The sequence below is a fragment of the Curtobacterium sp. NPDC090223 genome, assembly GCF_044746585.1.
Taxonomy (GTDB): domain Bacteria; phylum Actinomycetota; class Actinomycetes; order Actinomycetales; family Microbacteriaceae; genus Curtobacterium.
In genome coordinates, this window is record NZ_JBIVCN010000003.1 from 521,358 (window position 1) to 536,721 (window position 15,364).

At 69.4% G+C, this 15,364-nt stretch carries 13 protein-coding genes and 1 rRNA gene; all 14 read left to right on the forward strand.

Features of this window, described 5'->3' with window-relative positions:
* Positions 1 to 122 precede the first annotated feature (122 nt).
* Entirely contained in the window at positions 123 to 1,715 is a 1,593-nt protein-coding gene (gene otsA / locus ACIPJY_RS09945) for an alpha,alpha-trehalose-phosphate synthase (UDP-forming) (RefSeq protein ID WP_400467068.1), read from the forward strand.
* Complete coding sequence (otsB, locus tag ACIPJY_RS09950; protein WP_400467065.1) at positions 1,708 to 2,505, forward strand: trehalose-phosphatase; 798 nt, start codon at positions 1,708 to 1,710, stop codon at positions 2,503 to 2,505. Before otsA ends, otsB begins: the two co-directional genes overlap by 8 nt.
* Positions 2,506 to 2,585: 80 nt before the next feature.
* Positions 2,586 to 4,280 carry a dihydroxy-acid dehydratase gene (gene ilvD, locus ACIPJY_RS09955; protein ID WP_400467062.1) on the forward strand — a complete coding sequence of 565 codons (1,695 nt, stop codon included), beginning with the start codon at positions 2,586 to 2,588 and terminating at the stop codon, positions 4,278 to 4,280.
* Between the two features lie 46 nt (positions 4,281 to 4,326).
* Positions 4,327 to 6,150 carry an acetolactate synthase large subunit gene (locus tag ACIPJY_RS09960; protein ID WP_400467059.1) on the forward strand — a complete coding sequence of 608 codons (1,824 nt, stop codon included), beginning with the start codon at positions 4,327 to 4,329 and terminating at the stop codon, positions 6,148 to 6,150.
* On the forward strand, positions 6,147 to 6,647 hold the full coding sequence (gene ilvN / locus ACIPJY_RS09965; protein ID WP_144763790.1) for an acetolactate synthase small subunit: 501 nt from the start codon (positions 6,147 to 6,149) through the stop codon (positions 6,645 to 6,647). The genes ACIPJY_RS09960 and ilvN overlap by 4 nt, the downstream gene beginning before the upstream one ends.
* A gap of 46 nt (positions 6,648 to 6,693) precedes the next feature.
* A complete protein-coding gene (gene ilvC, locus ACIPJY_RS09970) occupies positions 6,694 to 7,719 on the forward strand; it encodes a ketol-acid reductoisomerase (protein WP_400467056.1) in 1,026 nt (341 codons plus the stop codon).
* Between the two features lie 213 nt (positions 7,720 to 7,932).
* Entirely contained in the window at positions 7,933 to 9,123 is a 1,191-nt protein-coding gene (locus ACIPJY_RS09975; protein ID WP_400467053.1) for a mannitol-1-phosphate 5-dehydrogenase, read from the forward strand.
* Positions 9,124 to 9,171: 48 nt separating this feature from the next.
* On the forward strand, positions 9,172 to 9,636 hold the full coding sequence (locus tag ACIPJY_RS09980) for a hypothetical protein (RefSeq protein ID WP_400467050.1): 465 nt from the start codon (positions 9,172 to 9,174) through the stop codon (positions 9,634 to 9,636).
* Positions 9,633 to 10,010 (forward strand): hypothetical protein, encoded by a 378-nt coding sequence (locus ACIPJY_RS09985; RefSeq protein ID WP_400467047.1) that lies wholly within the window; start codon positions 9,633 to 9,635, stop codon positions 10,008 to 10,010. Before ACIPJY_RS09980 ends, ACIPJY_RS09985 begins: the two co-directional genes overlap by 4 nt.
* Positions 10,011 to 10,167: 157 nt before the next feature.
* Positions 10,168 to 11,757, forward strand: coding sequence for a phosphoglycerate dehydrogenase (gene serA / locus ACIPJY_RS09990; protein ID WP_400467044.1), 1,590 nt, complete (start codon positions 10,168 to 10,170; stop codon positions 11,755 to 11,757).
* A gap of 10 nt (positions 11,758 to 11,767) precedes the next feature.
* Entirely contained in the window at positions 11,768 to 12,835 is a 1,068-nt protein-coding gene (locus ACIPJY_RS09995; RefSeq protein WP_400467041.1) for a 3-isopropylmalate dehydrogenase, read from the forward strand.
* Positions 12,836 to 12,850: 15 nt separating this feature from the next.
* Positions 12,851 to 13,960, forward strand: coding sequence for a branched-chain amino acid aminotransferase (locus ACIPJY_RS10000; RefSeq protein ID WP_400467039.1), 1,110 nt, complete (start codon positions 12,851 to 12,853; stop codon positions 13,958 to 13,960).
* Positions 13,961 to 13,990: 30 nt separating this feature from the next.
* A complete protein-coding gene (locus ACIPJY_RS10005) occupies positions 13,991 to 14,761 on the forward strand; it encodes a fumarylacetoacetate hydrolase family protein (protein ID WP_400467036.1) in 771 nt (256 codons plus the stop codon).
* Between the two features lie 526 nt (positions 14,762 to 15,287).
* A 16S ribosomal RNA gene (locus tag ACIPJY_RS10010) occupies positions 15,288 to 15,364 on the forward strand; the annotation flags it as partial.

Sequence of the window (15,364 nt, forward strand, 5' to 3'; positions counted from 1 at the left end):
CTCCGGCCGGGCAGCCGCGCACCGCCCTCCGGCACGCTGTGTCCCCCCGACACGGGATGCAGCATATGGGAAGCCGCGGATCCACCGGGAATCCGCTGTCGGCGCGCTGGTAGTTTCGACGCGTGTCAGCACCTCACAGTTCGTCCAGCAAGTACTCCTTCGTCGTCGCCTCGAACCGCCTCCCCGTGGACCGTGTCGTCGACGAGGACGGCAACGAGGGCTGGCGTCACTCGCCCGGCGGACTGGTCACCGCACTCGAGCCCGTGATGCGCGCGAACGACGGCGCCTGGGTCGGCTGGGTCGGCCAGCCCGACGTCGAGGTCGCGCCGTTCGACAACGAGGGCATCCACATCGTCCCGGTCCCGCTCAGCGCGTCCGACGTCGAGGACTACTACGAGGGCTTCAGCAACGACACCCTCTGGCCGCTCTACCACGACGTCATCGAGCACCCGAGCTACCACCGCGACTGGTGGAACGCGTACAAGAGCGTGAACAAGCGCTTCGCGGAGCAGATCGCCGAGATCACCGAGCAGGACGGCATCGTCTGGGTGCAGGACTACCAGCTGCAGCTCGTGCCGGCGCTCCTCCGCGAACTCCGCCCGGACGTCACGATCGGCTTCTTCAACCACATCCCGTTCCCCCCGGTCGGCATCTACGCCCAGCTCCCGTGGCGTGCGCAGATCCTGGACGGCCTGCTCGGCGCGGACGTGATCGGCTTCCAGCGCCACGACGACGCCAGCGACTTCCTGCGCGCCGTGCGGCACATCAAGGGCTACACGACCAAGGGCACCACGATCGACGTCCCCGTCGACGACCCCGAGGCGCCGCGCAGCCGCAAGGGCATCACGGTGCGCCACGTCGAGGCCAGGCACTTCCCGATCTCGATCGACGCCGAGAGCTTCGAGGACATCGCGCGGAAGCCCGAGGTCCAGGAGCGTGCCCGCGAGATCCGTGAGGGCCTCGGCAACCCCAAGACGGTGCTGCTCGGCGTGGACCGGCTCGACTACACCAAGGGCATCCGGCACCGCATCAAGGCGTTCGGCGAGCTCATCGAGGACGGCCGCATCAAGGTGGAGGACGCCACCCTGGTGCAGGTCGCGAGCCCGAGCCGCGAGCGCGTCGACACCTACAAGACCCTGCGCGACGAGATCGAGCTGAGCGTCGGCCGGATCAACGGCGACCTCGGCACGATCGGCCACCAGCCGATCTCGTACCTGCACCACGGCTACCCGCGCGAGGAGATGGTCGCGCTCTACCTCGCCGCGGACATCATGCTCGTCACGGCACTGCGCGACGGGATGAACCTGGTCGCCAAGGAGTACGTCGCCACGCGCTTCGACAACGACGGCGTGCTGATCCTCTCCGAGTTCGCCGGCGCCGCCGACGAACTGAAGCAGGCCGTGATCATCAACCCGCACGACATCGGCGCCCTCAAGGACTCGATCGAGCGCGCCATCGAGATGCCCCGTCGCGAGCGCTCCACGCGGATGCGTGCGCTCCGGAAGCGCGTCCGGGACAACGACGTGGCCCGCTGGTCGCGGTCGTTCCTCGAGGCGCTCGACCGCCACGCCCCGCGGAACGCCCGCATCGACCCGTCGGCGACGGATCCTGCGGACCGCCACCGCGAGGCACAGACCGACAACATGTCGATCTTCGACCAGGACGCCCAGAAGGCGCGTGCTGCTGAGGACACCCGGGAGGCCCGTGATGCGTGACCAGACCACGAACGTCGACGAGACGACGGCTCCAGAGCTCGACACGGCCCTGGCAGGCCTGGCTGCGGCCGACCGCCTGCTGGTCGCCCTGGACTTCGACGGCACGCTGGCCCCGTTCGCGGACGACCCGTCCGAGGTCGGTGCCCTGCCGGGCAGCTGGGCCGCGGTCCTGACGCTGCAGCGCGCGAAGGACACCGAGGTCGTCCTGGTCTCCGGCCGCCCGCTCGGCAGTCTCGCGCGGGTCACGCAGGCCCCGGACGACATGTCGCTCGTCGGCTCGCACGGTGTGGAGTGGCGGGTGGACGGCCACGACGAAGCCGCCCTGACCGAGGACGAGCAGGCCCGGGTCGCCCGGATCGGTGCCGCCCTGGACGACGTGGGTGCCCGGTTCCCCGGCGTCGTCATCGAGCACAAGCCCGCCGGCCACGGTGTGCACACCCGTCGCGTGAGCGCCGAGGTCGCCGCCGAGGCGAACGCGGCGGCGAGCCGGGCGGCGCACGACGCCGACGCGGACGTGCTCGAGCGCGGCGGCAAGGACATCGTCGAGTTCGCGGTCCGGCACGTCACGAAGGGCGACGCCATCGCCCGCCTGCGGGACCTCCGCGGCGCGGACGCGGTGTTCTTCGCCGGCGACGACGTCACCGACGAGGACGCCTTCCGCGTGCTCGGTGCCGGCGACGTCGGCGTGAAGGTGGGGGAGGGCGACACGCTCGCGGGGTACCGGGTGAGCGATCCCGCTGCGCTCACCGACGTCCTGAAGCAGTTGGCCCGCCTCCGTGCGGTGCGTTGAGGACGTGACCACGGCCTCCAGTCCGATGCGAACGCATGAAGGTGCACGACTGGTATCCCAATCGGTCCTAGACTCGCTCCATGCCTGATATCGACGTCAAGCCGCGTAGCCGAGTCGTCACCGACGGGATCGAAGCAACCACCTCGCGTGGCATGCTGCGCGCCGTCGGGATGGGTGACGAGGACTGGGAGAAGCCGCAGATCGGCATCGCCTCGTCCTGGAACGAGATCACCCCCTGCAACCTGAGCCTGGACCGGCTCGCCCAGGGCGCCAAGGAAGGCGTCCACGGCGGCGGCGGCTACCCGCTCCAGTTCGGCACCATCTCCGTCTCGGACGGCATCTCGATGGGCCACGAGGGCATGCACTTCTCCCTCGTCTCGCGTGAGGTCATCGCGGACAGCGTCGAGACCGTCGTCAACGCGGAGCGCCTCGACGGCACCGTCCTGCTGGCCGGCTGCGACAAGTCGCTCCCCGGCATGCTGATGGCCGCCGCGCGCCTCGACCTGGCGAGCGTCTTCCTCTACGCGGGCTCGGTCATGCCGGGCTACGTGAAGCAGGCCGACGGCACGATGAAGGAAGTCACGATCATCGACTCCTTCGAGGGCGTCGGCGCCTGCAAGGCCGGCACCATGAGCGAAGAAGAGCTCAAGAAGATCGAGTGCGCGATCGTCCCCGGCGAAGGCGCCTGCGGCGGCATGTACACCGCGAACACGATGGCCTCGGTCGCCGAGGCGCTCGGCATGTCGCTCCCGGGTTCGGCCGCGCCGCCCAGCGCCGACCGTCGCCGCGACTACTACGCCCACCGCTCCGGCGAGGCCGTGGTGAACATGCTCAAGCACGGCATCACCGCGCGCCAGATCCTCACGAAAGAGGCGTTCGAGAACGCGATCGCCGTCGCGATGGCCCTCGGAGGCTCCACCAACGTCGTGCTGCACCTGCTCGCGATCGCGCACGAGGCCGAGGTCGAGCTGAGCCTCGACGACTTCAACCGCATCGGCTCCAAGGTCCCGCACCTGGCCGACATGAAGCCCTTCGGCAAGTACGTCATGGTCGACGTCGACCGCAACGGCGGCATCCCGGTGATCATGAAGGCGCTGCTCGACGCCGGGCTCCTGCACGGCGAGTGCATGACCGTCACCGGCAAGACCGTCGCGGAGAACCTGGCCGAGATCGACCCGCCGGAGCTCGACGGCGAGGTCTTCCGCAAGCTCGACAACCCGATCCACGAGACCGGTGGCCTGACCATCCTGCAGGGCTCGTTCGCCCCGGAGGGAGCGGTCGTGAAGACCGCGGGCTTCGACGCCTCGGTGTTCGAGGGCCCGGCGCGGGTGTTCGACCGCGAGCGCTCCGCGATGGACGCTCTGACCGAGGGGCGCATCCAGAAGGGCGACGTGGTCGTCATCCGGTACGAGGGCCCGAAGGGCGGCCCCGGCATGCGCGAGATGCTCGCCATCACGGCGGCCATCAAGGGCGCGGGCCTGGGCAAGGATGTACTACTGTTGACCGACGGCAGATTCTCAGGCGGCACAACCGGCCTGTGCATCGGCCACATCGCACCGGAGGCAGTGGACGCAGGTCCAGTCGCCTTCGTGCGCGATGGCGACCGCATCCGTGTCGACATTGCGGCTCGCACGCTCGACCTACTGGTCGACCCTGCCGAGCTGGAATCCCGCCGTGACGGCTGGGAACCGCTGCCCCCGCGCTACACCCGCGGAGTCCTCGCGAAGTACGCCAAGCTCGTCCAGTCCGCCGCCAAGGGCGCGGTCACGGGCTAGCGTTCGACACCGCACCATCGCCATCTCGTAAGGCAAGGAACCCTTCATGCCCACGGAAGCCACACCGCTGTCCGCGGCCACCGGAGCGCGTCGTTCGCCGGAGGTCCTGACCGGCTCGGGAGCCGTCCTGCGGACGCTCGAGCACCTCGGGATCACCGACGTCTTCGGCCTGCCCGGCGGCGCCATCATCCCCTTCTACGACGAGCTCATGGCGTCGACGACCATCCGGCACATCCTGGTCCGGCACGAGCAGGGCGCCGGCCACGCGGCCGAGGGCTACGCCTCCGCGTCCGGCAAGGTCGGCGTCGCGATCGCCACGTCCGGCCCCGGTGCGACGAACCTCGTCACCGCGATCGCCGACGCCTACATGGACTCGGTGCCGTTCATCGCGATCACCGGTCAGGTGTTCTCGACGCTGATGGGCACCGACGCATTCCAGGAAGCCGACATCGTCGGCATCACGATGCCGATCACGAAGCACTCGTTCCTGGTGACCGACCCGGCCGACGTGCCGGCGACCCTCGCCGCGGCGCACCTCATCGCGACGACCGGACGCCCCGGCCCCGTGCTGGTGGACATCACGAAGGACGCCCAGCAGAAGTCGGCGCCGTACGTGTGGCCGCCCAAGATCGACCTGCCCGGCTACCGCCCGGTGACCAAGGCGCACGGCAAGCAGATCACCGCCGCCGCGCAGCTCCTGGCCGAGGCCGAGCGTCCGGTGCTCTACGTCGGCGGCGGCGTGGTCCGCTCCCGCGCGACCGCCGAACTCCTCGCCTTCGCCGAGGCCACCGGCGCACCGGTCGTGACGACGCTGATGGCGCGCGGCGCGTTCCCCGACTCGCACCCGCAGCACCTCGGCATGCCCGGCATGCACGGCACCGTCCCGGCGGTGCTCGGTCTGCAGGACAGCGACCTCATCGTGGCGCTCGGTGCCCGCTTCGACGACCGCGTGACCGGGAAGGCCGACGAGTTCGCGCCGGACGCCAAGGTCGTGCACGTCGACATCGACCCCGCCGAGATCTCGAAGATCCGCTTCGCCGACGTCCCGATCGTGGGCGACGCCCGCGAGGTCCTGGTCGACCTGCTCGACGCGTGGGGCGGCATCCCCGCCGAGGACCGCGCGTCGACCGCGGACTGGTGGTCCAAGCTCCACCAGCTCAAGACCGACTTCCCGCTCGGGTACGCCGAGCCCACCGACGGCCTCCTCGCCCCGCAGGCGATCATCCGGCGCATCGGCGAACTCACCGGCCCCGAGGCCGTCTACGCCTCCGGTGTCGGCCAGCACCAGATGTGGTCGGCGCAGTTCATCAAGTACGAGCGTCCGAACGCGTGGCTGAACTCCGGCGGCGCGGGCACGATGGGCTACTCGGTCCCCGCTGCCATGGGTGCCAAGGTCGCCGAGCCGGACCGCGTGGTCTGGGCGATCGACGGTGACGGCTGCTTCCAGATGACGAACCAGGAACTCGCGACCTGCGTCATCAACGACATCCCGATCAAGGTCGCGATCATCAACAACTCGTCGCTCGGCATGGTGCGGCAGTGGCAGACGCTGTTCTACGACGGCCGCCACTCGTTCACCGACCTCGAGACCGGGCACTCGTCGCGTCGCGTGCCGGACTTCGTGAAGCTCGCCGACGCCTACGGGGCGCTCGGCATCCGGGTCGAGAAGGCCGACGAGGTCGACGCCGCCATCAAGCTCGCCCTCGAGACGAACGACCGCCCCGTGGTGATCGACTTCGTCGTGAGCCGCGACTCGATGGTCTGGCCGATGGTCCCGCAGGGCGTCAGCAACTCGTCCATCGAGTACGCCCAGGCCCTCGCGCCCACCTGGGACGACGAGGACGCCGACATGACGGGGGAAACCGCATGAGCCACGTCCTCTCCCTCCTCGTCGAGGACAAGCCGGGCCTGCTGACCCGCGTCGCCGGGCTCTTCGCCCGACGCGGCTTCAACATCGAGTCGCTCGCCGTCGGCAACACCGAGGTCGCGGGACTCTCGCGCATCACGGTGGTCGTCGACGTCGAGGACCTGCCGCTCGAACAGGTGACGAAGCAGCTCAACAAGCTCGTCAACGTCATCAAGATCGTCGAACTCGACTTCTCGCAGTCGGTCCAGCGCGAGCACATGCTCGTGAAGGTCCGTGTCGACAACCAGACCCGCTCGGCCGTGCTCGAAGCAGTGAACCTGTTCCGCGCTCAGGTCGTCGACGTCGCGAACGACTCGCTCATCGTCGAGGTGACCGGTGACCCCGGCAAGATCCAGGCGATCCTCCGCGTGCTCGAGCCCTACGGCATCAAGGAGCTCGCCCGCGCGGGTCTCCTCGGCATGGGCCGCGGACCGAAGAGCATCACCGACCGGGTGCGCTGAGCGCCACCCGGCCCCGAACGAACCACAACCAAGGAGATCACGCACCGTGACTGACATCGTGTACGACGCCGACGCCGACCTGACCCTCATCCAGGCCAAGAAGGTCGCGGTCATCGGCTACGGCTCGCAGGGCCACGCCCACGCCCTCAACCTCCGCGACTCCGGCGTCGAGGTCAAGATCGGCCTGAAGGAGGGCTCGAAGAGCCGCCAGAAGGCCGAAGAGGCCGGCTTCGAGGTCCTCACCCCGGCCGAGGTCACCAAGTGGGCCGACGTCGTCGTGATCCTCGCGCCGGACCAGGTCCAGCGCATCGTCTACAAGGACGACATCGAGCCGAACCTCAAGCAGGGCGCGACGCTCGTCTTCGGCCACGGCTTCAACATCCGCTACGGGTACATCGAGGCCCCCGAGGGTGTCGACGTGTCGCTCGTCGCCCCGAAGGGCCCGGGACACACCGTCCGTCGCGAGTACGAGGCCGGCCGTGGCGTCCCCGTGATCGTCGCCGTCGAGGTCGACGCGTCCGGCAGCGCCTGGGACCTCGCGTGGTCCTACTCCAAGGCGATCGGTGGCCTCCGCTCCGGCGGCATCAAGACCACCTTCACCGAGGAGACCGAGACCGACCTGTTCGGCGAGCAGGCCGTCCTCTGCGGTGGCACCTCGCAGCTCATCCAGTACGGCTTCGAGACCCTGGTCGAGGCGGGCTACCAGCCGCAGATCGCCTACTTCGAGGTCCTGCACGAGCTCAAGCTCATCGTCGACCTGATCTGGGAGGGCGGCCTCACGAAGCAGCGCTGGTCGATCTCCGACACCGCCGAGTTCGGTGACTACGTCTCCGGCCCCCGCGTGATCTCGCCCGAGGTCAAGGAGAACATGAAGGCGGTGCTCGCCGACATCCAGGACGGCACCTTCGCGAAGCGCTTCATCGACGACCAGGACGCCGGTGCCCCCGAGTTCAAGGCGCTGCGCGAGAAGGGCGAGGGCCACCCGATCGAGGCGACCGGCCGCGAGCTGCGCAAGCTCTTCGCGTGGAAGCAGTCGGACTCCGACTACGTCGACGGTTCCGCCGCGCGGTAGTCTTCCCGAGACCACTCGACGACGAGGCGGCGGTGTGCACCCGTGCACCGCCGCCTCTCGATGTGACCCGAACGACATGAAGCAGCTCATCACCACCCCCGACGCCGCGGACAGGCGTCCTTCCGGCGACCCGCGGGACGTTGCGCGACAGGCGTCGCTCACGTCGCCCGCCAGGTGGCAGAACCGTACCGATCGGCATGGGATGATCGTCGGATGGCGGTGACGAAGCGAGCGGTCCACATCGGCGCCGGCAAGATCGGGCGCGGCTTCGTGGGCCAGTTCCTCGTGGCGAGCGGCTACGAGCTGACCTTCGTCGACGTCGACGAGCGTGTGGTCGCGGCCCTCAACGAGGCCGGCAAGTTCGTCGTGCACGAGGTCGGCGAGATGCCGATCGAGCACCTGGTCTACGGCTTCAGCGCCCTCAGCAGCAAGACCGACCGCGAGCGCGTGATCCAGGCCATCGCGGAAGCGGACGTCGTCACCACGGCCGTCGGCGCACGCACGCTGCCCCTCGTCGCCCCCGTGATCGCGGAGGGCCTCGCCGCCCGTCCGCTCGAGCGCGGCGACGTCACGATCGTGGCGTGCGAGAACGCCTACAACGCCACGGACTCGCTGCACGCCAGCATCCGCCGTGCGCCCATCCTCGAGGACCGCGACATCGCCGCGGTCTTCGCGAACTGCGCGATCGACCGCATCGTCCCGGACCAGTCCGGCGTCCTCGGCCAGTCCGGCGGCCTCGACGTCGTGCTCGAGCCCTTCTACGAGTGGGTCATCGAGCGCACGCCGTTCGCGACCTCCGACACCGAACCGCCGGAGATCGACGGCGTCACCTGGGTCGACGACCTGCAGCCGTTCGTCGAACGCAAGCTCTACACCGTCAACACCGCGCACGCGACGGCCGCCTACCACGGCTACGTCCGCGGGATCCGGCTCATCCGTGAAGCCCTCGAGGACACCGCCGTCCGCGCCGAGGTGGACGGCGTCCTCGCGGAGACCACCGAGCTCCTCGTCGCCAAGCACGGCTTCGACCCGGAGGAGCACGCGCGCTACGTCGCCGCGAACCTCTCCCGGATCGCGAACCCGCACCTGCCCGACACCACCGTCCGCGTCGGCCGCAACCCGCTCCGCAAGCTCGGGCGCCGCGAACGCTTCGTGGGCCCCGCCGCGCAGCTCGCCGAGCGTGGGATGCCCGTCGAGCACCTCGTCGGCGCGATCCGCGTCGCCCTGGCGTTCGACGACCAGGACGACCCCGAGTCGATCGAGCTGCACGCGCTCCTGCGGTCCGGCGCGACCGCGCACGCACTCACCGAGATCCTCACCGGCCTGATGGAGAGCCACCCGCTCTTCCCCGCGGTCCGCGACGTCGTCGCCGAGGTCCTCGAGTCCCAGGCTGCCGACGCCTGAGCACCCTCGCGGTCTCGCGTCGCGCCGTGCTCTCGTAGAATCGAGGGCATGACCCCGGCACCTCCCGCACACGACGGCGCCGCGGCGTCCCCGCCGGACGGCGCCGTCGACCACGACGACGAAGCCGCCCTCTCCTGGGACGACGCGGACGACGCCACCCACGTCGACGCGGCCCACAACCCCGTCCGCGTCAAGGCGCGTCGCGAGCACGACACCGACGAGCCGCTCGGCTCCGGTGCGCTCGTCGGCATGGGCGTCTTCGGCGGTGTCTACCTGCTGTACACGGTCGCCTGGCTCGTCAGCGCGAGCCTCCTGACGGTCACCGGCACGGGCGTCGCGGGCATCGCGTCCGAGATCATGCGCGTCCTCGCGATCATGGCGCCGGCGTTCTGGTTCGCCGCGACCCTCTGGCTCGGCCAGGGCACCCGCAACCGCACGAAGTTCATCTGGTTGCTCGTGGGGGCGATCGTCCTCATCCCGTGGCCCTTCATCCTGACCAGGAGCTTCGGGTGAGCGCCGACGTCGCCGAGCGGTCGCGCGTCGTCACCGTCGGCAAGGTCGTCGTCTGGGTCGTCGCCGCCGTGTGCCTGGCGTACGTCACCTGGCAGGCCGTCGGCAACCTGGTCGGCGTGACCCAGTCGGTGTCCGCCTTCAACGAGTTCGTCCGGAAGAACGGCGGCTCGGGCCTCGAGACCTCCACACCGTGGCCGGCACTCGTCCTCGACGTGGCGATCGCGCCGGCGGCGTTCGTCGCCGCGTGGCTCGTGTCCCGGCGGATGGAGCTCGTCCGCACGATCGTGGTGTTCATCGCCGCGCTCTGCGCGGTCTCCGCGCTCTGGTTCACGCTCCTGCAGTACGTGTCCTCGACACTGCGCATCGGCTCCTGACCCGACCACGAGCCGGACAGGAGGCCCGGTGCCAGCTGGCACCGGGCCTCCTGTCCGTCATGTGGTTCTCCACAGAGCGACCGTTCCGGTCGTAACCGCCTGCTCGCGTCGATACGATGGTGGGATACCGCCCGTCTCGTGTGAGGAAACAGCAGCTGTGCCGAAGCCGGTCGTCCTGATCGCCGAAGAACTCTCGCCCGCCACAGTCGACGCCCTCGGGCCCGACTTCGAGATCCGGAACGTGGACGGCACCGACCGCCCCGCCCTCCTGGCCTCCCTCGCCGACGCGCACGCCATCCTGGTGCGTTCCGCCACCAAGGTCGACGCCGAAGCGATCGCCGCAGCACCGAACCTCAAGGTCGTCGCCCGTGCGGGCGTCGGCCTCGACAACGTCGACATCAAGGCGGCCACCACGGCCGGCGTGATGGTGGTCAACGCCCCGACGTCGAACATCATCTCGGCGGCCGAGCTCACGGTCGGGCACATCCTGTCGCTCGCGCGGCACATCCCGGCGGCCCACGCGTCGCTCGCGGCCGGCGCCTGGAAGCGCTCCGCGTACACCGGTGTCGAGCTCTACGAGAAGACCGTCGGCATCATCGGCCTCGGCCGCATCGGCGCCCTGATCACCCAGCGCCTGCAGGCCTTCGGCGTCTCGGTCATCGCGTACGACCCGTACGTCACCACGGCCCGCGCGCAGCAGCTCGGGGTGGAGCTCGTCTCCCTCGACGACCTGCTGCGGCGCGCCGACTTCGTCACGATCCACATGCCGAAGACGCCGGAGACCCTCGGCATGATCTCGGACGAGCAGTTCGCGATCATGAAGCCGACCGCGTTCGTCGTCAACGTCGCCCGCGGTGGCCTCATCGACGAAGACGCGCTGCACCGTGCGCTCACCAGCAACCAGATCGCCGGCGCCGGCCTCGACGTCTTCGTGTCCGAGCCCCCGACGGACTCGCCGCTGGTGTCCCTGCCGAACGTCGTCGTGACGCCGCACCTCGGTGCCTCCACCGACGAAGCACAGGAGAAGGCGGGCGTCTCGGTCGCCAAGTCCGTGCGCCTCGCCCTCGGCGGCGAACTCGTCCCGGACGCGGTCAACGTCGCCGGTGGCGTCATCGACCCGTACGTCCGCCCGGGCATCCCGCTGGTCGAGAAGCTCGGCCAGGTCTTCACGGCCCTCGCCACCTCGCCGGTCACCAGCATCGACGTCGAGGTCCACGGCGAGCTCGCCGAGTTCGACGTCAGCGTGCTCAAGCTCGCGGCGCTGAAGGGCGTCTTCACCGACGTCGTCAGCGACCAGGTCTCCTACGTCAACGCCCCGCTCATCGCGGAGCAGCGCGGGGTCAGCGTCCGGCTCATCACCGACTCGGACAGCCCGGAGTACCGCAACGTCCTGACGATCCGCGGCGCCCAGTCGGACGGCCCGGCGATCAGCGTCTCGGGCACGCTCACCGGCCCGAAGCAGGTCGAGAAGCTCGTCGAGATCAACGGCTACGACGTCGAGGTCGCCCTCGACAAGCACCACGTGGTCATGGACTACACGGACCGCCCGGGCATCGTGGCGGTCTACGGCAAGGAGTTCGGCGAGGCCGGGATCAACATCGCCGCCATGCAGATCGCCCGGCACTCGGCAGGCGGACAGGCCCTCAGCGTCCTGACCGTCGACTCGCCGGTGCCCGCGGAGATCCTCGAGCACGTCCGCTCGACGATCGACGCCTCCTCGCTCCGCGAGATCGACATCACGCTGTAGGGGAGCACTCATGACGCGGACGCTCAAGCTGGCGGTCATCCGCGGTGACGGCATCGGCCCCGAGGTGGTCGACGAGGCCCTCAAGGTCCTGCACGCCGTCACCCCGGACGACCTCGTGATCGAGGAGACGCCGTTCTCGCTCGGGGCCAACCGGTACCTCGAGACCGGCGACATCCTGACCGACGACGACATGGCGGCCGTGGCGTCGCACGACGCGATCCTGCTCGGCGCGGTCGGCGGGGACCCCCGCGACCCGCGCCTGGCCGGCGGGATCATCGAGCGCGGGCTGCTGCTGAAGCTGCGGTTCGCGTTCGACCACTACGTCAACCTGCGTCCGACGAAGGTCTACGACTCCGTGGTGACGCCGCTCGCGTCGCCCGGGGACGTCGACTTCGTCGTCATCCGCGAAGGCACCGAGGGGCCGTACGTCGGCAACGGCGGCGCGATCCGCGTCGGCACCCCGCACGAGATCGCGACCGAGGTCTCGCTGAACACCGCCTACGGGGTGGAGCGCACCGTCCGGTACGCCTTCGACCTGGCGAACCGGCGTCCGCGGAAGCACCTGACGCTCGTGCACAAGAGCAACGTGCTCGTGAACGCCGGGGCGCTCTGGCAGCGGACGGTGGCGGCCGTCGGGCAGGAGTACCCCGACGTCACCGTGGACTACCAGCACGTCGACGCGGTCACCATCCACATGGTGCGCGAGCCTGCTAGGTTCGACGTCATCGTCACCGACAACCTCTTCGGCGACATCATCACCGACCTGGCCGGCGCGATCAGCGGCGGCATCGGTCTGGCAGCCTCGGGCAACATCAACCCGGACGGCACCTTCCCCAGCATGTTCGAGCCGGTGCACGGATCCGCGCCGGACATCGCGGGTCAGCAGAAGGCCGATCCGACGGCCGCCATCCTCTCCGTCGCCCTCCTCCTCGACCACATCGGTCGCGGGGACCTGGCGACGGCGGTGACACGGGCCGTCGAAGCGGACCTGGCTGACCGGGGCACATCGCAGCGACGCACGGCCGAGATCGGCGACGCCATCGCCGCCGCGGCCACCGCGCGCACCACCACCGCCTGAAAGGGAGCCACACCGATGAGCACCGACACCGTCTTCGGACTCGAGTTCTCAACCACCCCGTCCCCCGAGCGCCGAGCCGAGGCCGAGCGGGACGCCATCCTGGCGGACCCCGGGTTCGGCAAGCACTTCACGGACCACATGGCCACGGTGGAGTGGACGATCGACGCCGGGTGGCACGACGCCTCCATCCACCCGTACGGGCCGCTCTCGCTCGACCCCAGCGCCAGCGTGCTCCACTACGCGCAGGAGATCTTCGAGGGGCTGAAGGCCTACCGGCACGCGGACGGCTCGGTGTGGACGTTCCGCCCGGACGCGAACGCCCGTCGGTTCCAGCGGTCGGCCCGACGCCTGGCGCTGCCCGAGCTCCCGGTGGAGGTCTTCGTCGAGTCGATCCGCCAGCTCGTGCAGACCGACGTGGACTGGGTGCCGTCGGCCCCGGAGACCAGCCTCTACCTGCGGCCGTTCATGATCGCGACGGAGTCGTTCCTCGGCGTCCGTGCCGCCCAGGCGGTCGCGTACCACTGCATCGCGAGCCCGGCCGGCGCGTACTTCACCTCCGGGCCGAAGCCGGTGTCCATCTGGCTGTCGTCGAACTACGCCCGCGCGGGCCGTGGCGGCACCGGTGCGGCCAAGACCGGTGGCAACTACGCCGCGTCGCTGCTCCCGCAGCAAGAGGCGTACGAGCACGGCTGCCAGCAGGTGATGTTCCTCGACTCGGAAGAGGGCAGGTACCTCGAGGAGCTCGGCGGCATGAACGTCGTGCTCGTGAAGTCCGACGGCACGCTCGTCACCCCGGACTCCCCGTCCATCCTCGAGGGCATCACCCGTGACTCGATCCTGCAGCTCGCGGAGGACCGCGGCCTGCGGGTCGAGCGGCGCCGCGTGACCCTCGACGAGTGGCGGGACGGCGTCGCGGACGGCTCCATCACCGAGGCCTTCGCGTGCGGGACCGCCGCCGTGGTGACCCCGATCGCGGAACTCCGCGGCGACGGCTTCACGATCGGCTCGCCGACCGTGGGCGCCGGCGAGCTGACGATGTCCCTGCGCGCCGAGCTCACCGACATCCAGTCCGGCCGTCGTCCCGACCCGCACGGGTGGATGACCAAGCTGACCGACGCGTCCTGATCCGGGCCGCGGCGTCGGTAGGGTCGAACGGTGAAGATCGCACGGTTCAGCAGCAAGGGTGAAGACCCCCGGTACGGCATCCTCGACGAGCGCGCTCTGGTGGTGCTCGCGGGGGACCCGATGTACCAGGGGTTCGAGACCACGGGGGAGCGGGTGCCCCTGTCCGAGGCGAAGCTCCTGGCCCCGGTGATCCCGCGGTCCAAGGTGATCGGTGTCGGGCTCAACTACGCCGAGCACGCGGCCGAGATGGACGACGTCTCGAGTGACGACCCGGTGGTGTTCCTCAAGCCGAACACCTCGGTGATCGGCCCGGACGACCCCATCCGCCTGCCCGAGGGCATCGGCCGCGTCGACCACGAGGGCGAACTCGCCATCGTGATCGGCTCCCTCGCGAAGAACGTCAAGCGCGAGGACTTCGCGAGCGTGATCCTCGGGTACACGATCGCGAACGACGTGACCGCCCGTGACCTGCAGGCCCGGGACGGCCAGTGGACCCGGGCGAAGGGCTTCGACACGTTCTGCCCGCTCGGTCCGGTCATCGAGACCGAGATCGACCCGTCGGACATCCGCCTCGAGACCCGCGTGGACGGTGACCTGCGCCAGGTCGCATCCACGAGCGAGATGGTGCACGACATCCCGTCGCTCATCGAGTTCGTGTCGTCGATCTGGACGCTCCTGCCCGGGGACGTCATCCTGACCGGCACCCCGTCCGGCGTGGGGGAGATCCGCGACGGCGAGGTCGTCGAGGTCACGATCTCGGGTATCGGCACGTTGAAGAACCCCGTGATCGCACGTCACTGAGCATTCCTCTCGCAGTTCCCGAAGGGCCCGTCATCCACCCGGATGGCGGGTCCTTCGTCGTCCCCGGCGGTCGATCCCCGTCGTTCCGGGCGACACGCCGTCGTGCGCGCTCGGTTTGCCCGATCCGCCGATCGCCCGTAGAGTTCTTACTCGTCACCCCAAAGGTGCGGCGGAGAAGCCGAGACGGTCACCCGGAGCGAAAGCCCCGAGCGATGCAGTCCGACCACGCCGACCTCAAGCGGGACCACCCACTCCAATGAAGCCGGTCGATTCGACCGCCACTGAAGTAGTGGTACAGTACCGAAGTTGCCCGAGCGGGCATTCCCTCAGGGGAGAAGAAGCTCGGCGCGTCTGGTCCTTGAGAACTCAACAGCGTGCACATTGTCAATGCCAATTTATTGACCCCGTGGCGTCTCATTTTGTGGGGCGTCCGGAGACAATTCCTTTTGGATTGAAGATTGTCAGTAGACAGTCAACAGTCAAGATCAACTCGGTCTGACACTTTCGAGTGTTGGGTCTGTAATTTTTTACGGAGAGTTTGATCCTGGCTCAGGACGAACGCTGGCGGCGTGCTTAACACATGCAAGTCGAACGATGATGCCC